The 18,006-nt window shown below is 71.4% G+C and carries 13 protein-coding genes; 4 read left to right on the top strand and 9 right to left on the bottom strand.

From position 1 onward, the window contains the following. Positions 1-18 precede the first annotated feature (18 nt). From HTV45_RS09605 to mmsA, 3 genes are all read right to left on the bottom strand, one after another. Positions 19-1,236: an FAD-dependent monooxygenase gene (locus tag HTV45_RS09605; RefSeq protein WP_215205234.1), complete on the bottom strand. Its 1,218-nt coding sequence runs from the start codon at positions 1,234-1,236 to the stop codon at positions 19-21. Then, entirely contained in the window at positions 1,233-2,645 is a 1,413-nt protein-coding gene (locus tag HTV45_RS09600; protein ID WP_308309365.1) for an MFS transporter, read from the bottom strand. Before HTV45_RS09600 ends, HTV45_RS09605 begins: the two co-directional genes overlap by 4 nt. 375 nt (positions 2,646-3,020) lie before the next feature. Then, complete coding sequence (gene mmsA, locus HTV45_RS09595; RefSeq protein WP_215205233.1) at positions 3,021-4,523, bottom strand: CoA-acylating methylmalonate-semialdehyde dehydrogenase; 1,503 nt, start codon at positions 4,521-4,523, stop codon at positions 3,021-3,023. 807 nt (positions 4,524-5,330) lie between these two features. Between mmsA and HTV45_RS09590 the strand changes: the two genes are divergently transcribed. Together HTV45_RS09590 and HTV45_RS09585 are read left to right on the top strand one after the other, a co-directional pair. Beyond that, positions 5,331-5,531 carry an AlpA family transcriptional regulator gene (locus HTV45_RS09590; RefSeq protein WP_215205232.1) on the top strand — a complete coding sequence of 67 codons (201 nt, stop codon included), beginning with the start codon at positions 5,331-5,333 and terminating at the stop codon, positions 5,529-5,531. 63 nt (positions 5,532-5,594) lie between these two features. Then, positions 5,595-6,161 carry a GNAT family N-acetyltransferase gene (locus HTV45_RS09585; protein ID WP_215205231.1) on the top strand — a complete coding sequence of 189 codons (567 nt, stop codon included), beginning with the start codon at positions 5,595-5,597 and terminating at the stop codon, positions 6,159-6,161. On the opposite strand, the gene HTV45_RS09580 is transcribed toward HTV45_RS09585, so the two are convergent. Then, positions 6,142-7,185, bottom strand: coding sequence for a zinc-dependent alcohol dehydrogenase family protein (locus tag HTV45_RS09580; protein ID WP_215205230.1), 1,044 nt, complete (start codon positions 7,183-7,185; stop codon positions 6,142-6,144). The genes HTV45_RS09585 and HTV45_RS09580 overlap by 20 nt on opposite strands. Before the next feature lie 223 nt (positions 7,186-7,408). Here HTV45_RS09580 and HTV45_RS09575 point away from each other — a divergent pair, with 223 nt between their 5' ends. Further along, positions 7,409-7,648, top strand: coding sequence for a heavy-metal-associated domain-containing protein (locus HTV45_RS09575; protein WP_215205229.1), 240 nt, complete (start codon positions 7,409-7,411; stop codon positions 7,646-7,648). Positions 7,649-7,811: 163 nt separating this feature from the next. After that, positions 7,812-10,109, top strand: a complete 2,298-nt coding sequence (locus tag HTV45_RS09570; RefSeq protein ID WP_215205228.1) for a cation-translocating P-type ATPase — start codon at positions 7,812-7,814, stop codon at positions 10,107-10,109. Positions 10,110-10,668: 559 nt separating this feature from the next. Here the strand turns inward: HTV45_RS09570 and HTV45_RS09565 are convergent. The 5 genes from HTV45_RS09565 to HTV45_RS34185 form a co-directional block, all read right to left on the bottom strand. Next, positions 10,669-11,961 carry a citrate synthase gene (locus HTV45_RS09565; protein ID WP_215205227.1) on the bottom strand — a complete coding sequence of 431 codons (1,293 nt, stop codon included), beginning with the start codon at positions 11,959-11,961 and terminating at the stop codon, positions 10,669-10,671. 232 nt (positions 11,962-12,193) lie between these two features. Beyond that, entirely contained in the window at positions 12,194-14,470 is a 2,277-nt protein-coding gene (locus tag HTV45_RS09560) for an ATP-dependent RecD-like DNA helicase (RefSeq protein ID WP_215205226.1), read from the bottom strand. A 114-nt stretch (positions 14,471-14,584) separates the two neighbouring features. Then, a complete protein-coding gene (pntB, locus tag HTV45_RS09555; protein ID WP_215205225.1) occupies positions 14,585-15,976 on the bottom strand; it encodes a Re/Si-specific NAD(P)(+) transhydrogenase subunit beta in 1,392 nt (463 codons plus the stop codon). Positions 15,977-15,982: 6 nt separating this feature from the next. Further along, the gene (locus tag HTV45_RS09550; RefSeq protein ID WP_215205224.1) at positions 15,983-17,518 is read right to left on the bottom strand and encodes a Re/Si-specific NAD(P)(+) transhydrogenase subunit alpha; all 1,536 of its coding nucleotides are present in this window, start codon (positions 17,516-17,518) and stop codon (positions 15,983-15,985) included. 196 nt (positions 17,519-17,714) lie between these two features. Beyond that, entirely contained in the window at positions 17,715-18,002 is a 288-nt protein-coding gene (locus HTV45_RS34185) for a DUF6087 family protein (protein WP_251691848.1), read from the bottom strand. Positions 18,003-18,006: the final 4 nt, after the last annotated feature.

Genomic DNA, 18,006 nt, shown 5'->3' with positions numbered 1-18,006 from the left:
CGCGCTGCCCGCATCAGGTCACGGCGTCGTGGGGAACGCCGGCAGCGTCAGGGCCGAGTGGGCCGGTCGTGCCGTCGCGGACGGCAGGGTCACCAGGCCACGCAGCATCGCGTCGCGTTGCTCCAGGGCCCGCGCCGTGGTGGGGAAGAGGGTGGCCGCACCGTGGTCGACCAGTGCCTGGTTCATGGTGACGAACGCGCGGAGGTCGCGCTCGTAGGCGGCGAAGGCCGCCGTGTGGTCGCGGTTCGCGGCCAGGGCGCCGGCCAGCATGTAGGCACCGACCAGCGCGAGGCTCGAACCCTGCCCGGTCAGGAACGAGGGTGCGTGGGCGGCGTCCCCGACGAGCGCGACACGGCCGCTGGACCAGTGGGGCATACGGATCTGGCCCACCGTGTCGAAGAACAGGTCGTCCGCGTCCCGCATCGCGCCGACCATCCGGGGGATCTCCCATCCCGCGCCCGCGAAGACCGCGGCGACCAGGTCGCGCTGGACGCCGGGGTCCCGGAGGGCCGCGCGGGCCGGCGGCTGCGGCCGGTGGAAGGTCAGGAAGGCGTGCAGCTCGTCGTTGTCCCCGACGGCGTAGAGGGCCCCGGCCTTCCCCGGGGCGTTCCACAGCACGACCTCCCGGGAGAGCCCGAAGGTGTTCGGCAGGGTGAAGACGGCGAAGCAGTACCCGAGGTAGCGGTGGAACTGCTCCTCCGGGCCGAACAGAGCCTTCCGGGTGGCCGAGTGCATACCGTCGGCGCCGATCACCAGGTCGAACGTGCGCCGCCGCCCGCTGCGGAAGGCGACGTCGATCCCGTGCCCGGACCGGTCGAGGGTGTCGATGGAGTCACCGAACAGGAACTCCACGTCGTCGCGGACCGTCGCGTAGAGAATCTCGGCCAGGTCACCGCGGCGCACCTCGAGGTCCTGGCCCTCGACACCGCCCGCCACGGCACCCGGGGGGAGCGAGGCCACCTCGCCCCCGTCGGCGTCGAGGAAGGTGAGGCGACGCGAGTCGACGTGCGCGTCCCGCAGCCGGGGCAGGATGCCCATCCGCCGGACCACCTCCAGCGCGGTCCCGCGGATGTCGACCGGGTAGCCACCGCCGCGCAGTGCGCCCGCCTTCTCCACCACGGTGACCGCGCATCCGGCCCGGTGCAGCCAGTACGCCAGCGCGGGTCCGGCGATGCTGGCCCCGGAGACCAGGACCGTGCGCTGCGGACCATTGCGCTGCAGACCATGAGGTGTCATGCCTGGACTCCCTTTTCCCTCGTACGGACGAAAAGCAGTGCCGACGCCGCGACGAGGCCGGAGACGACGAACCCCGCGACGAACGCCGATTCGGCCGGCAGGCCCGTCACCGGCTCGCTCCCGGCGTCGAGGATCGCGCCGGCGACCTGGGCGCCCAGCGCGACACCGATCACGCGGGTGACCACGAGCAGACTGGTGGTGATGCCGATGTCCTCGGTCTTGATGGCGGTGGCGGTACCGGCGAGCAACGCCGTGGTGCCCAGTCCCGCGGCGAACGCGATCAGCACCTTCGCGAGGACGAGCTGCCACTGCGCGGAGTGCAGCGACGCCAGCGCGGTCATCGTGGCCGCGGCGACGACGGCGCCCACGACGACCACGGCACGGGGGCCGAAACGCCGCGCCGCGATCCCGCCGACGGAATCGCTCAGCACCCCGGCGACGGCTCCGGGCAGCAGGAACAGTCCGATGTCGGTGGTACTGGCTCCGAAGCCGTACCCGTCGGCCGGTGCCGCGAACATCTGCGGGAGCAGAAGGAGCACCATCCCGGTACTGGCGCTGATGACGAACGTGAGCACACAGGCCCGCCAGACCGCGGACTGCGCCAGCACGCGCAGATCGACCATCGGCGAGGCCGCCCGGCGCTCGACGACGACCCACCCGGTCGCGAGGGCGGCCACGACCAGCGCGACGGCACCGACCGCGAGCGGCGGCATGCCGCCGTCCCTCGTCACCGTCACGAGCCCGAGCATGAAGACGAGCAGCGTGCCGCTCAGCAGGACCGTGCCGGGCCAGTCGATCCCGTGGTCCGACCGGACCGGCGGATCATGCGGCACCAGCCGGGCCACGGCCGACGTCGCCACGATGACCGCGATCGTCGGCAGCCCGAACATCCACTGCCAGGACAGTCCTTCGGAGATCGGCCCGGCGAACAGCATCCCCACCATGCCGCCGCCCGTGAACAGCGCGACGACCAGCCCGATCGCCGCCTGAGACTCTCCTGCCGTGAGGTGCTTGCGCACCAGGATGAAGGAGAGGGGCAGCGCGCCCACCATGACGCCCTGCAGCACCTGACCGAACAACAGCACCGGCAGGCCCGGCGCCAGAGAGGCCATCAGACCGCCCACCGAGACCACGGCCATCAGCCGGACCAGTACCCGCTTCCCGCCGTAGCGGTCGCCGAGCTTGCCGGCGACGGGTGTGACGACCGCGCCGGTGACGAGGAGCGCATTGCCGATCAGCGCCCCTTCGGCGGCGCTGACACCCAGCTCACGTTGGAGCAGCGGCAGCGCGGGCTCCACCACCGACTGCAGGGTGCCGAGGGCGAGGGCCAGGACGCCGAGGGCACCGATCGCCGCCCACCCGATCCGGACCGGCGGAGCCACGACTTCGGGTACGGACGTCGTACTCACCGGCGCCCGCCCAGCAGCTCGAACACCTTCCGCGACGCGCTACCGCGTAAGAAGAGCCGCGGACCACCCACGAGCGGGCGCCGCCGAAGGGCCCACCGTCCGGTCCGGTATGGAAAAGTAGCCACCTGCTGATCACTCCAGACACCACAGGACATGAGGAACGCGCGAGATCCCGCGCGCCTCCCACACTTCCCTCCGGTGCCTCCCGCGGACATCGTCCCGCGCAGCCGTCCTGCCCTGGTGCCCCCGGACCAGCGACTCCCCGGCCCTGGTGCCCCCGCACTAGTCCCGCCCCGGCCCGGGACCGGACCCGGCGGCACGCCCGTGCCCCGCCTCCACGGAGCGTGGGGGCGGGGCACGGAAGGCCGGTGTGGCTCAGTGGTTGCGGGGGAAGCCCAGGTCGACGCCGGTGGGGGCGTCGGCCGGGTCGGGCCAGCGGGTGGTGACGACCTTGCCGCGGGTGTAGAAGTGCGTGCCGTCGTTGCCGTAGATGTGGTGGTCGCCGAAGAGGGAGTCCTTCCAGCCGCCGAAGGAGTGGTAGCCGACGGGGACCGGGATGGGGACGTTCACGCCGACCATGCCGGCCTCGACCTCCATCTGGAAGCGGCGGGCGGCGCCGCCGTCGCGGGTGAAGATCGCGGTGCCGTTGCCGTAGGGGGAGGCGTTGATGAGGTCGAGGGCCTCTTCGTAGGTCTCGGTGCGCAGGACGCACAGGACGGGGCCGAAGATCTCGTCCTGGTAGGCCGCGGCGGACGTCGGCACCTTGTCGAGCAGGGAGATGCCGATCCAGTGGCCGTGCTCGTGGCCGTCGACCGTGTAGCCGGTGCCGTCGAGGACCACCTCGGCGCCCTCGGCTGCGGCGCCGGTGACGTAGGAGGCGACCTTGTCGCGGTGGGTCGCGGTGATCAGCGGGCCCATCTCGGAGGCGGGGTCGTTGCCGGGACCGATCTTGATCTTCTCGGCGCGCTCGCGGATCTTCTCCACCAGGGTGTCGCCGATCGCGCCGACGGCGACGACCGCGGAGATCGCCATGCAGCGTTCGCCGGCCGAGCCGTAGGCGGCGGAGACGGCCGCGTCGGCCGCCGCGTCGAGGTCGGCGTCGGGCAGCACCAGCATGTGGTTCTTGGCGCCGCCGAGGGCCTGGACGCGCTTGCCGTTCGCGGAGGCGGTGGTGTGGATGTAGCGGGCGATGGGGGTGGAGCCGACGAAGGAGACGGCCTTGACGTCGGGGTGGGCGAGGAGGCGGTCGACGGCCACCTTGTCGCCGTGCACGACGTTGAACACGCCGTCGGGGAGTCCGGCCTCGGAGAGGAGTTCGGCGAGGCGGACCGAGGCGGAGGGGTCCTTCTCGGACGGCTTCAGGACGAAGGTGTTGCCGCAGGCGATGGCGAGCGGGAACATCCACAGCGGCACCATCGCCGGGAAGTTGAAGGGGGTGATGCCGGCGACCACGCCCAGCGGCTGGCGGATCGACGCCACGTCGACGCGGGTGGCGACCTGGGTGGACAGTTCGCCCTTGAGCTGGACGCTGATCCCGCAGGCCAGGTCGACGATCTCCAGGCCGCGCGCGACCTCGCCGAGGGCGTCGGAGTGCACCTTGCCGTGCTCGGCGGTGATCAGCTCGGCGATCTCGTCGCGGTGGGCGTCGAGCAGCGCGCGGAACCTGAACAGCACCGTGGTGCGGGTGGCGAGCGAGGACTGGCCCCAGCTCAGGTACGCCTCCTGGGCGGCGGCGACCGCGGCGTCGACCTCCTCGGCGGAGGCGTACGCGACCTTGGTGGTGACCTCGCCGGTCGCCGGGTCGGTCACCGGGCCGTGGTTCCCCGAGGCGCCTTCGGCGGTCTTGCCGCCGATCCAGTGGTTGACGATCTTCGTCATGACCGAGAACTCCTTCGCAGATGGCGGCGTCGGGTGGAGACGTGCCGTTCGTACAGCTCGTGCGGCTTGCGCGGGTCGTTCGTGCAGCTCCTGCTGCGTGCTCATGCGCTCAGGTCGCGGCGGTGGGCGCGGCCCTCGGGGCATGTCCTCATCCCACCAGTTCCGGGGGTCCGGGCGGGCCCGACACAGTGTCGGCCGTTCGGGTCTCCGAGTGGACAGGTGAGAGGCCGGGGGAACCTCCGGCGCGGGGCCGTGGCGGGCGGGGAGTCGTCGCTCGCACCTCGCTCCTGCCAAAGCGAGGCGGCTTTCCGCGCCGGAGGCGTTCAGTGGGGTGCCGGCGACGGGACCCCGGGGTCGAGTCGTGCGCCATCGCGGTCCCTCCTCCGGCTGGTCGGGCTCTGCCGCCGCTGCGGCGGCTCTCCCCGGTTTCTAGCCGGGGCGCGAAGCCCTGTCAATACTTTGTCCAGACATACGGACGATAACGTGACCGTATCTCGGTCAGCGGGAGTCCCGCGCCTCGCAGGGACGGACGACGGCTGACGGCTGACGGCTGACGGCCCGCAGTCAACGCGCCCCGCCGGAGAGCCGTAGTGCGCCCGTGCGTCACTCGTGTCACAAAAACGCCCGTGCTGTCACGGTCGTCACATCCGGGCGGGTCTTCCGTCACACCCGGCACACAACCCCTGCCCCGGCGTCCGGCGGTCTCGTTCACCGGGCACAACGCATGCCTGATCACCAGCGCGTCGCCCGGCTCCCCCTGACGGCCACCCCCGGCCGCCGCCGCGGTGCGCGCGGGGAGGTGCAACCATGACCGACCGACGGCTGTGGTCCTACAAGGACATCGCGGCACACATCAAGGTGCAGCCGGACACCGTCCGCTCCTACCGCAAGCACGGACTGCTGCCTCCGCCCGACCACGTGGAGGGCGGCAAGCCCTACTGGTACGCCGACACCGTCCGCGCCTGGGTCGCCGCCCGACCGGGCAACCGGGGCCGGAGAGGCGACTGACCTCCGTCGGGCCACCGGAAAACCGCTGTGCCCCGCCCGCCCTGGTGGGGCACAGTGCTGGGCATGAGCTTCGCCGTCAAACCCACCCTCACCGGCACCTCGACCGTGCTGCGCCCCTTCACCGGGGCCGACGCCGACGTGATGGGGGAGATCCTCGGGGACCCGGACGTCATCAGGTTCACCTTCGAGCCCTCCGACGGCCCGCTCACCCGCCAGGACCTGCGCGCCTGGTACGGCTCGCGGTCCGCGCAGCCGGACCGCCTCGACCTCGCCGTGACCGACCGGGCCACCGGCGAACTCGTCGGCGAGGTCGTCCTGAACGAGTGGGATCCGGACGCCCGCAGCTGCAACTTCCGCACGCTGATCGGATCGCGGGGCCGTGGCCGGGGGCTGGGCACCGAGGCGGTCCGGCTCATCGTCGGGCACGGTTTCGAGCAGCTCGGCCTGCGCCGTATCGAACTGGCGGCCTACGGCAACAACGTCCGCGCGCTGCATGTGTACGAGAAGGTCGGTTTCGTCGTCGAGGGTGTCCGGCGGGAGGTCCGGATGCGGGAGGGCGAGTGGACCGACGAGATCCTGATGGCGGTCCTCGACCGGGAGTGGGCGGCGCTCAGCTCCACGGCTCGATGACGGTGACGCCGGCGCCCCGGGCCGTGTCCATGGCCGCGAGGGCCGAGGGGGCGGTGTCCAGGCCGATCGTGGAGGTCACCAGGAGGTCGGGGCGGAGCACGCCCGCGCGGACCAGTTCCAGCATCGGCGGGTAGCTGTGGGCGGCCATGCCGTGGCTGCCGAGGAGTTCGAGTTCCAGGGCGACGGCACGGGCCATGGGGACGGGCGTGGTGCCCGTCGGCGAGGGCAGCAGGCCGACCTGGACGTGGCGGCCCCGGCGGCGCAGGCCGTTCACGGAGGCGCCGCAGGTGGCGGGTGCGCCGAGAGCGTCGAGGGAGAGGTGGGCGCCGCCGCCGGTGAGGTCGCGGACCGCCTCGGCCGGGTCCCGTACCGCCGAGGCGTTCACACCTTCCGCCGCGCCGAACCGCCGCGCCAGGGCCAGGGCTGCCGGTGACACGTCGACGGCGACGACCCGGGCGCCCGCGGCGGCCGCGATCATCACCGCCGACAGGCCCACCCCGCCACAGCCGTGCACGGCGACCCACTCCCCCGCCGCCACCCGGCCCCGCTGCACCACCGCCCGGTAGGCGGTGGCGAAACGGCAGCCGAGGGAGGCCGCGGTGGCCTGCGACATGCCGTCGGGGACCGCGACGAGGTTCACGTCCGCGTGATCCAGCGCCACGTAGTGGGCGAAGGACCCCCAGTGGGTGAAGCCGGGCTGGGTCTGCCGCTCGCAGACCTGCTGGTCGCCGGCCGCGCAGGCCGGGCAGGACCCGCAGGCGCAGACGAACGGGACGGTGACCCGGTCCCCGGCCCTCCAGCCGGTGACCCGCGCGCCGACCGCTTCGACGACTCCGGCGAGTTCGTGGCCGGGGACGTGCGGGAGTGCGATGTCCGGGTCGTGGCCCTGCCAGCCGTGCCAGTCGCTGCGGCACAGACCGGTGGCCTCGACGCGGACCACGACTCCGTGCTCCGCGGGTTCCGGGTCCGCGACCTCCCGCACCTCGGCCGGTTCCCCGTACCGCTCGAACACCACCGCCCGCATGACCGGTCCCGCCCTCTCGAAGATCGCCGCTTCCGGCCGAACGGTATCCCCGGGCGGGCGTACGGTCACGAGGGAGCCGGGGACGCCGCCGCGGGGCCGCGGCCCCGCGTCGTGGATTTCATACCCCCTAGGGGTATAGTCTGGAGACAGTGGCCCTCCGGGGCCCCTTCAGACAACCCCATCCCCCGCACCCCCACCCCCGCACCCGACGAGGAGCAATGACATGACCTCCCAGACCGAGACCCAGGGTTCCGTCACCACCGTGTACAAGGTGAGCGGAATGAGCTGCGGGCATTGCGAAGGCGCCGTCTCCGGTGAGATCTCCGAGCTCGCCGGTGTCAGCTCCGTGGCGGCCGTCGCCTCCTCCGGCGAGGTGACCGTGGTCTCCGCGGCCCCGCTCGACGAGGCGGCCGTGCGCGCGGCCGTCGACGAGGCCGGTTTCGAGCTGACCGGAACGCTCTGAGCAAGGCGCCGGCGCGGCCGTCCGAACCGGGGCCGCGCACCCACCCGGCGTGAAGCGGGCCGTACCGGCCACCCGTTCCCCGTGGCCCGCACGCGACGGCCCGCACGCCGGGGCCCGCCCGCCCCCTCCCGCACCGGTTCCCGGACGTCCCAGGAGTACGGACATGACCAGCACCACCACAGCCCCCGAGGCCCCGGCCGCCGCCGAGCAGCCGGCGGCCTCGGAGGTCGAGCTGCTCATCGGCGGGATGACCTGCGCCTCCTGCGCGGCCCGCGTCGAGAAGAAGCTCAACCGCATGGACGGCGTCACCGCCACGGTGAACTACGCGACGGAGAAGGCCCGGATCACCTACCCGCCGGGCGTCGAGGTCGCCGACCTGATCACCACGGTGGTGCGGACCGGCTACACCGCCGAGGAACCCGTGCGGGAGGCGACCGAGGAGGGTCCCGACACGCAGGCCGATCCCGAGACGGCCGTCCTGCGCCACCGGCTGGCCGTCTCCGCGCTCCTCGCCCTGCCCGTCGTCCTCCTCGCGATGATCCCGCCCCTGCAGTTCGACAACTGGCAGTGGCTCTCGCTCACCCTGGCCGCGCCGGTCATGGTGTGGGGCGCCGCGCCGTTCCACCGGGCCGCCTGGACCAACCTCCGGCACGGCGCGGCCACCATGGACACCCTGGTCTCCGCCGGCACGCTCGCCGCGTTCGGCTGGTCCCTGTGGGCACTGTTCCTCGGCGACGCGGGCATGCCCGGCATGCGGCACCCCTTCGAGTTCACCGTCTCCCGCGCCGACGGCGCCTCCATGATCTACCTGGAGGTGGTCGCCGGCGTCACCGTGTTCCTCCTGCTCGGCCGCTATCTGGAAGCCCGCTCCAAGCGCCGCGCGGGAGCGGCCCTGCGGGCGCTGATGGAGCTGGGCGCCAAGGAGGTGACCGTGCTCCGCGAGGGACGGGAGGTGCGGATCGCGGCGGACCAGCTGGTCGTGGGCGACCGCTTCGTCGTACGGCCCGGGGAGAAGATCGCCACCGACGGCACGGTCCTGGAGGGCTTCTCCGCCGTGGACGCCTCCATGCTGACCGGCGAGTCCGTGCCGGTGGACGTCACCGTCGGCGACACCGTCACCGGTGCCACGGTCAACGCGGGCGGCCGGCTCGTCGTCGAGGCGACCCGGATCGGCTCCGACACCCGGCTCGCGCGGATGGCGAAGCTGGTGGAGGAGGCGCAGAACGGCAAGGCCGAGGTGCAGCGCCTCGCCGACCGGATCTCCGGCGTCTTCGTCCCCGTGGTGCTGCTGATCGCGGCCGGCACCTTCGGGCTGTGGCTCGGCTCCACCGGCGACACGGTCGCCGCCTTCACCGCGGCCGTCGCCGTCATGATCATCGCCTGCCCCTGCGCCCTGGGGCTCGCCACGCCGACCGCGCTGATGGTCGGCACCGGGCGCGGCGCCCAGCTCGGCATCCTCATCAAGGGCCCGGAGGTCCTGGAGTCCACCCGGCGGGTCGACACCGTGGTCCTGGACAAGACCGGCACCGTCACCACCGGGCGGATGTCCCTCCAGCAGGTGTACACCGCCGAGGGTGAGGACGAGACGCAGTTGCTGCGGCTCGCGGGGGCCCTGGAGCACGCCTCCGAGCACCCCGTCGCGCAGGCGATCGCCGCGGGCGCCGAAACGGGGGTCCCCCCGCTCGAGCGAAGCCGGGAGTCGGGGAGGGCCGGCGCGCTGCCCGCGGTCGAGCGCTTCGAGAACGTCCCGGGGCGGGGCGTACGGGGGCGGGTGGAAGGCCATGAGGTGGCCGTGGGGCGGTTCTCCGGGCTCTTCGGCGGCGAACTGCCGCCCGAGCTGGCCCGGGCGAAGGACGAGGCCGAGCGGGCCGGGTACACGGCCGTGGTGGCGGGCTGGGACGGGGCGGCACGGGGTGTCCTCGCGGTCGCCGACACCGTGAAGGAGACCAGCGCCGAGGCGGTGCGCGCACTGCGCGCCCTCGGACTCGCGCCGGTCCTGCTCACCGGCGACAACCGGGCCGTGGCCGAGGCGGTGGCGAAGACCGTGGGCATCGACCGGGTGATCGCCGAGGTACTGCCCGAGGACAAGGCCGAGGTCGTACGGCAGCTCCAGGCCGAGGGGCGCTGCGTGGCCATGGTCGGTGACGGCGTCAACGACGCGGCCGCACTGGCTGTCGCTGATCTGGGTCTGGCCATGGGCACCGGCACGGACGCGGCGATCGAGGCGGGCGACCTGACCCTGGTGCGCGGCGATCTGCGGGTGGCGGCGGACGCGATACGGCTGTCCCGCCGGACCCTCGCCACCATCAAGGGCAATCTGGTCTGGGCCTTCGGCTACAACGTGGCCGCGCTGCCGCTGGCCGCCGCGGGACTGCTGAACCCGATGATCGCCGGTGGCGCCATGGCGTTCTCCTCGGTGTTCGTGGTGACCAACAGTCTGCGGCTGCGGGCGTTTCATTGAGGTCTCAAGTTGGGGTGTACCCCTGGAGTACGGTAAGACCCTCACATAAGCTCTTCACACGGCTCGCGCATCTTCCTTACGCTTGGGTCCCGTGAGAGCTTTGCGGCTCTTGCGTACCTTGAGGGGATGCGCAAGAGACGCAGATCACAGTGATCTGAACGTAACCATCGAAGGGGTTCGAAGGTCTAAGTTGGCGATGTCAGGCAACGTCTTGGGGGGCGTTTCCTGACGGTCCGGGGATGTCTTGGGGGACTTTTCCGGAGATTGCGTTGCCGGGGCACGTACCAGCCGGGGAGCTTTGAGCGGCCCTCCCGAACGTGCGTTGTCCCGGCAGACCGCACACCGACGAGTACGACGGGTTCAGGTCCGTCCGTGCTCACACAGCGATTCAGGCGCTGTTCTCACAGACGCCCGGCCGGATCCCGTGGGGGGAATCCGTACCGGGACATGGGAAGGCGCCCCGGTACGTCGGCCCGTGGGGGGACCGGCGGCCGGGGCGCCTTTCCTTTGCTGCGGTGCAACCCGTCCGAAGGGTCGTGGGCGACCGTACCCGCAGGTGTCAGCGCTGCTCGACCGGGACGAAGTCGCGCTCGACGACGCCCGTGTAGATCTGGCGCGGGCGGCCGATGCGGGAACCCGGCTCCTTGATCATCTCGTGCCACTGGGCGATCCATCCCGGGAGACGGCCGAGGGCGAACAGGACCGTGAACATCTCGGTCGGGAAGCCCATGGCCCGGTAGATCAGACCGGTGTAGAAGTCGACGTTCGGGTAGAGGCTGCGCGAGACGAAGTAGTCGTCGGAGAGCGCGTGCTCCTCCAGCTTCAGCGCGATGTCCAGCAGCTCGTCGGACTTGCCGAGAGCGGACAGCACGTCGTGCGCGGCGGCCTTGATGATCTGGGCGCGCGGGTCGAAGTTCTTGTAGACCCGGTGGCCGAAGCCCATCAGGCGAACGCCGTCCTCCTTGTTCTTCACCTTGCGGATGAAGGAGTCGACGTCACCGCCCTGGGCCTGGATGCCCTCGAGCATCTCCAGCACCGACTGGTTGGCGCCACCGTGCAGCGGGCCCCACAGGGCGGAGATGCCGGCGGAGATCGAGGCGAACATGTTCGCCTGCGAGGAGCCGACCAGGCGCACGGTGGAGGTCGAGCAGTTCTGCTCGTGGTCCGCGTGCAGGATGAGCAGCTTCTCCAGCGCGGCGACGACGACCGGGTCGAGGTCGTAGTCCTGCGCGGGGACCGAGAAGGTCATGCGCAGGAAGTTCTCGACGTAACCGAGGTCGTTGCGCGGGTAGACGAACGGGTGGCCGACCGACTTCTTGTACGCGTACGCCGCGATCGTCGGAAGCTTGGCCAGCAGCCGGGTGGTGGAGAGGTTGCGCTGCTGCTCGTCGAACGGGTTGTGGCTGTCCTGGTAGAACGTCGACAGCGCGGAGACCACCGACGACAGCATCGCCATCGGGTGGGCGTCGCGCGGGAAGCCCTTGTAGAAGTTCTTGACGTCCTCGTGCAGCAGGGTGTGCTGCGTGATGTCGCCCTTGAACGTGGCCAGCTCGTCGACGGTCGGCAGTTCGCCGTTGATCAGCAGATAGGCGACCTCCAGGAAGGTGGAGCGCTCCGCCAGCTGCTCGATCGGGTAGCCGCGGTACCGGAGGATGCCGGCCTCGCCGTCGAGATAGGTGACCCCGGATTTATAGGCGGCGGTGTTGCCGTAGCCGCTGTCCAGCGTCACCAGACCGGTCTGGGCGCGGAGCTTGCCGATGTCGAAGCCCTTGTCACCGACCGTGCTGTCGATCACCGGGTAGGTGTACTCGCTGCCGTCGTACCGCAGTACTACAGAGTTGTCGTCGCTCACGTCTTCCCTCACCGACGTTGTGCCTCATCTTCGAGGTGCCCTGACTGTCTCTACCATCCCCCACTTGGCTCAGGAGAGTGCACTCGGGGTCGACCATCGGGCCTATCGGCGGCACTGAGTGCCGCCAACTTCCCCATCCTGCCCGCTGCGTTCCGCTTCCGGAAGGCCTCTGTGACCTTCGTGACTCATTTGATCGATCATTTTTTGGTGACGGACCGCTCACGGCGGTGATTCACCCGTCCGTGAGGCGGGAACCGGCGAGCCGGAAGTCCAGCGCCGTGCACCGGCGGCCCGCCGAGACCGTGCGCACCGCCTGTCCGATCGCCTTGCGGGAGCCGACCAGGACGACCAGCTGTCTGGCCCGGGTGACCGCCGTGTAGATCAGATTGCGCTGGAGCATCATCCAGGCGCCCGTCGTCACCGGGATGACGACCGCCGGGTACTCGCTGCCCTGGGAGCGGTGGATGGTCACGGCGTAGGCGTGTGCCAGTTCGTCGAGTTCGTCGAAGTCGTACGGCACCTCCTCGTCCTCGTCGGTCCGCACCGTCAGGCGCTGGTCGACCGGGTCGAGCGCGGTGACGACGCCCACGGTGCCGTTGAAGACTCCGTTCTCCCCCTTCTCGTAATTGTTGCGGATCTGGGTCACCTTGTCGCCGACGCGGAAGACCCGGCCGCCGAACCGCTTCTCGGCGAGGTCGGGGCGGCCGGGGGTGATGGCCTGCTGGAGCAGCCCGTTGAGCGTGCCCGCGCCGGCCGGTCCGCGGTGCATGGGCGCGAGGACCTGCACGTCACGGCGCGGGTCGAGGCCGAACTTCGCCGGGATGCGGCGCGCCGCGACGTCCACGGTGAGCCGGCCCGCCTCCTCGGTGTCGTCCTCGACGAAGAGGAAGAAGTCCTTCATGCCGTCGGTGACGGGATGCTGCCCGGCGTTGATCCGGTGCGCGTTGGTCACCACGCCGGACTGCTGGGCCTGGCGGAAGACCCGGGTGAGCCGGACGGCGGGGACGGGGCTGCCGTCGGCGAGGAGGTCCCGCAGCACCTCGCCGGCGCCGACGCTGGGGAGCTGGTCGACATCGCCGACGAAGAGCAGGTGGGCGCCCGGGGGCACCGCCTTGACCAGCTTGTTGGCGAGCAGCAGGTCCAGCATGGACGCCTCGTCGACCACCACCAGGTCGGCGTCGAGCGGGCGGTCCCGGTCGTAGGCCGCGTCCCCGCCGGGCCTGAGCTCCAGCAGGCGGTGCACGGTGGAGGCCTCGGCGCCGGTCAGCTCGGCGAGCCGCTTCGCCGCGCGGCCGGTGGGAGCGGCGAGGACGACCCTGGCCTGCTTGGCGCGGGCCAGCTCCACGATCGAGCGGACCGTGAAGGACTTGCCGCAGCCGGGTCCGCCGGTGAGGACGGCGACCTTCTCGGTCAGGGCCAGCCGGACGGCGGCCTCCTGCTCGGCGGCCAGGTCCGTTCCGGTACGGCCCCGCAGCCAGCCCAGCGCCTTCTCCCAGGCCACGTCCCGGAACGCCGGCATCCGGTCCTCGTCCGCGCGCAGGAGCCGCCGCACCTGGGCGGAGAGGGCGACCTCGGCGCGATGGAAGGGGACCAGGTAGACGGCGGTGACGGGATCGCCGCCCTGGGGGTCGGGGACCTTCTCCCGCACGACTCCGGGGTCCTCCCCCTCCGCGGGTTCGGCGGCCAGCTCGGCGAGGCACTCGATGACGAGCCCGGTGTCCACCTGGAGCAGCTTCACCGCGTCGGCGATCAGCTTCTCCTCGGGGAGATAGCAGTGCCCCTGGTCGGTGGCCTGCGACAGCGCGTACTGCAGTCCGGCCTTCGCCCGGTCGGGGCTGTCGTGCGGGATGCCGACGGACTGGGCGATCCTGTCGGCGGTGAGGAAGCCGATGCCCCAGACGTCGGCGGCGAGGCGGTACGGCTGGTTCTTCACGACGGAGATCGAGGCGTCGCCGTACTTCTTGTAGATGCGCACGGCGATGGAGGTGGACACCTCCACGGTCTGGAGGAAGAGCATGACCTCCTTGATCGCCTTCTGCTCCTCCCAGGCGTCGGCGATCTTCCTGGTCCGCTTGGGCCCGAGCCCGGGGACCTCGATGAGCCGCTCGGGCTCCTCCTCGATGACGGTGAGGGTGTCGATGCCGAAGTGCTGGGTGATCCGGTCGGCGAAGACCGGGCCGATGCCCTTGACCAGTCCGGATCCCAGATAGCGCCGGATGCCCTGGACGGTGGCCGGCAGCACGGTCGTGTAGTTCTCGACGTGGAACTGCTTGCCGTACTGCGGGTGCGACCCCCAGCTCCCCTCCATCCGGAGGGACTCCCCGACCTGCGCGCCGAGCAGCGCACCGACCACGGTGAGCAGATCACCGGCGCCTCTGCCGGTGTCGACCCGGGCGACCGTGTAGCCGTTCTCCTCGTTGGCGTAGGTGATCCGCTCCAGTACACCTTCGAGGGTGGCGAGGCGGCGCTCTGGGGGGGCTGCGGCCCCGGCCGGGGACTGGTTGGGCATGATCCGACGGTACCGGTGCGGTGTGACAGGGGGTGTCCGGTCCGCAAACCCCGCGGACGGCCGGCCGGCGCGACCCGGGAAGGACCGCACCGGCCGGCTGCCGTCCGGCGCCGCTCAGGCGGGCACCCTCGAGAGGGCGCCCACGATCTCGTCGACCCGGGTCTTGGCGTCGCCGAAGAGCATCTGGGAGTTCTCCCGGAAGAACAGCGGGTTCTGCACCCCGGCGTAGCCCGCGGCCATCGACCGCTTGAAGACCACCACGTTCCCGGCCTCCCACACCCGCAGCACCGGCATCCCGGCGATCGGCGAGTCCGGGTCGTCGGTCGCCGCCGGGTTGACGGTGTCGTTGGCTCCGATGACGAGCACGACGTCGGTGGCGGAGAGGTCGTCGTTGATCTCGTCCATCTCCAGGACGATGTCGTAGGGCACCTTCGCCTCGGCCAGCAGCACGTTCATGTGGCCCGGCAGTCGGCCGGCCACCGGGTGGACGGCGAAGCGCACGTCGACGCCCTTCTCCTGCAGCAGCCGGGTCAGCTCCGCGACCGGGTACTGGGCCTGGGCCACCGCCATGCCGTAGCCGGGGGTGATCACGACGGACGAGGCCGACAGGAGGAGTTCGGCCGTCTCCTCGGCGGAGACCTCCCGGTGCTCACCGTGGTCCTGGTCGCCGGACGGGCCGGCCTCGATCCCGAAGCCGCCGGCGATCACCGAGAGGAAGGAGCGGTTCATCGCCTTGCACATGATGTAGGAGAGGTAGGCGCCGGAGGAGCCGACCAGCGCGCCGGTGACGATCAGCAGGTCGTTCTGCAGCAGGAACCCCGAAGCGGCGGCCGCCCAGCCGGAGTAGCTGTTGAGCATCGAGACGACCACGGGCATGTCACCGCCGCCGATGGAGGCGACCAGGTGCCAGCCGAGCGCCAGCGCCAGCACGGTGACCGCGATCAGCAGCCCGAGCGCGGGAGTGACGACGTACAGCACGGTGAGGACGACGAAGGCGGCGAGCGCGCCGACGTTGACGGCGTTCTTGCCCGGCAGCATCAGCGGAGCGGACTTCATCCGCGCCGACAGCTTGAGGAAGGCGACGACCGAGCCGGTGAAGGTGACCGCGCCGATGAAGACGCCGATGAAGACCTCGGCGTGATGGATGCCGTCCGCGTGCGAACCCGCCTCCAGGTGACCGTTCCAGCCGATCAGCACCGCGGCCAGACCGACGAAGGAGTGCAGCAGCGCGATGAGTTCGGGCATGCCGGTCATCTCCACCCGTCTCGCGGCCCACAGTCCGACGACCGCGCCGACCGCGACCGCGGACACCAGCACGATGACGGAGGCGGCCGGAGCGACGTCGGTGACCCGCAGGACCGTGGCGGCGAGCGCGAGCGTCATGCCCGCGACACCGTAGCCCCAGCCCTGGACGGCGCTCTCGTGCCGGGAGAGCCCGGCCAGCGCGAGGATGAACAGCAGGGCGGCGACCAGGTACGCCGCGCCGGAGGCCGAGAGGATGTCCATGTCGTGTCAGGCCTTCCGGAACATCGAGAGCATGCGGCGGGTGACGGCGAAGCCGCCGAAGATGTTGATCGAGGCGAGCAGCGTGGCGACGCCGGCGAGCACCAGCACCACGTTGTCGGACCCGGTCAGCTGCAGCAGTGAACCCACCACGACGATCCCGGAGATGGCGTTGGTGACCGACATCAGCGGTGTGTGCAGCGCGTGGTGCACGTGCCCGATCACGTAGAAGCCGACCACGGTCGCCAGCGCCAGCACGGTGAAGTGCTGGGTGATCTGCGACGGCGCGAACGCGTTGATCAGGAACAGCGCCAGCGCACCGGCGCCGACCAGGGCCGTCCTGACGGCCGGCGAGAGCTTCTTGCCCGCCTTCTGCTCCGCCCTCCTCTCCGGCGCCTTCGCCGTCGCGGCCGGGGCCGCCGACACCTGCACCGGGGGCGGCGGCCAGAGCACCTCCCCCTCGTGGACCACGGTCAGCCCGCGCTGCACGGTGTCCTCGAGGTCCAGTGCGACCTGGCCGTCCTTGGCGGGGGTGAGCAGCTTCATCAGGCTGACCAGGTTGGCGCTGTACAGCTGGGACGACTGCGCCGGCAGACGCGCCGGCAGGTCGGTGTAGCCGATGATCGTCACGCCGTTGTCGGTGACGACGACCTCGTCCTTGACCGTGCCCTCGACGTTCCCGCCCTGGGCTGCGGCCATGTCGACGATGACGCTGCCCCGTTTCATGGCGGCGACGTCGGCGGCCGTGATCAGCCGCGGCGCGGCCCGTCCCGGGATCAGGGCCGTGGTGATGATGATGTCCACCTCCGCGGCCTGCTCGGAGTAGATCTCCGCGGCCCGCCTGTCGTACGCCTCGGAGGTCGCCCTGGCGTACCCGTCGGCCGACTCCTCGACCGCGACGTCCACCGGCAGGTAGGCACCGCCGACCGACTTCACCTGGTCGGCGACCTCCGGCCGCGGGTCGGTGGCCCGGACGATCGCCCCCAGGGAGGCGGCGGCCCCGATCGCGGCCAGGCCCGCCACACCGGCTCCGGCGACGAGCACCTTGGCCGGCGGCACCTTGCCCGCCGCGGTCACCTGCCCGGTGAAGAAGCGGCCGAAGTGGTGCGCCGCCTCGATGACCGCCCGGTATCCGGCGATGTTGGCCTGGCTGGAGAGGATGTCCAGCGACTGGGCCCGGGAGATGCGCGGGACCACGTCCATCGCGAAGGCGTCGATCTTGCGCGCGGCCAGCGCCGTCAGCAGGTCGCCGCGGGCCGCCGGAGCCAGCGGGGCGACCAGCGTCGCCCCCTCCTTGATCCGGTGCACTTCGGAGAGTTCGGGGCCGTTCACCCGGAAGACCAGGTCGGCACCCCACGCCTGCCCGGACGTACCCACCGTGGCACCGGCTCCGGCGTACGCCTCGTCGGTGAACCCCGAGCCCTCACCCGCCCCGGCCTCGACCACCACCTCGTATCCCAGCCCGGTCAGCTGCTTGACCGTCACAGGCGTGGCCGCCACCCGGGTCTCTCCGGGTTTGGTCTCTCGTATCACTCCGATGAGCATCTTCGGCTCTCTTGTCTAGGGAGTCAGGGACACTGCTGTACAGATGCGCGAGGGACCGAAGTATTCCGGGTTCACCGGACGTACGACACGTGTGCCGTGCCACAGCACTCGCTGCCGGGGCAGGCAGGCGGCTGAAGAAGGCGCGCTGCCAGGGAAGCGGTGAGTGCCCTGGACGGTGGCCTGCAGGTCCCCATGGCTATCGCGGCGCCTGAGGCTTTCGGTGCCTGCCGGTCCCATGGCCGGGCTCGGTCAGCGGAACCGGCCTCGGGGCCGGAGTGGGCTCGGGGCTGGGAAACAGGATGCGCTTGGCCTCCGCGAGGTTGACCGTGAGGGCGTACGGCTCCCACAAGTACCCGTTCCACCACGGGATCACTCGTGGGGCGTCAGGAGTCAGATGTGCTCCCTGTGGACCGTCACCCCCGGTCAAGGGGACGGCACGGAGCCGTCCGACCTTGGCGGCACGGCGCTCGGCCCACCGCGACATCGGT

The sequence above is a fragment of the Streptomyces sp. CHD11 genome (assembly GCF_018638295.1).
In the GTDB taxonomy this organism is placed as follows: domain Bacteria; phylum Actinomycetota; class Actinomycetes; order Streptomycetales; family Streptomycetaceae; genus Streptomyces.
Note: the sequence above shows the minus strand (reverse complement) of the source record. Positions and strands in the feature narration are given on the sequence as shown.

Bases quoted from the DNA above. Each gene is read 5' to 3' on its own strand.
- HTV45_RS09575 (WP_215205229.1), top strand. From the start codon at position 7,409: ATGACCTCCCAGACCGAGACCCAGGGTTCCGTCACCACCGTGTACAAG.
- HTV45_RS09560 (WP_215205226.1), bottom strand. From the start codon at position 14,470: ATGCCCAACCAGTCCCCGGCCGGGGCCGCAGCCCCCCCAGAGCGCCGC.
- pntB (WP_215205225.1), bottom strand. From the start codon at position 15,976: ATGGACATCCTCTCGGCCTCCGGCGCGGCGTACCTGGTCGCCGCCCTG.
- HTV45_RS09585 (WP_215205231.1), top strand. From the start codon at position 5,595: ATGAGCTTCGCCGTCAAACCCACCCTCACCGGCACCTCGACCGTGCTG.
- HTV45_RS09570 (WP_215205228.1), top strand. From the start codon at position 7,812: ATGACCAGCACCACCACAGCCCCCGAGGCCCCGGCCGCCGCCGAGCAG.
- HTV45_RS09590 (WP_215205232.1), top strand. From the start codon at position 5,331: ATGACCGACCGACGGCTGTGGTCCTACAAGGACATCGCGGCACACATC.
- HTV45_RS09605 (WP_215205234.1), bottom strand. From the start codon at position 1,236: ATGACACCTCATGGTCTGCAGCGCAATGGTCCGCAGCGCACGGTCCTG.
- mmsA (WP_215205233.1), bottom strand. From the start codon at position 4,523: ATGACGAAGATCGTCAACCACTGGATCGGCGGCAAGACCGCCGAAGGC.
- HTV45_RS34185 (WP_251691848.1), bottom strand. From the start codon at position 18,002: ATGTCGCGGTGGGCCGAGCGCCGTGCCGCCAAGGTCGGACGGCTCCGT.
- HTV45_RS09550 (WP_215205224.1), bottom strand. From the start codon at position 17,518: ATGCTCATCGGAGTGATACGAGAGACCAAACCCGGAGAGACCCGGGTG.
- HTV45_RS09580 (WP_215205230.1), bottom strand. From the start codon at position 7,185: ATGCGGGCGGTGGTGTTCGAGCGGTACGGGGAACCGGCCGAGGTGCGG.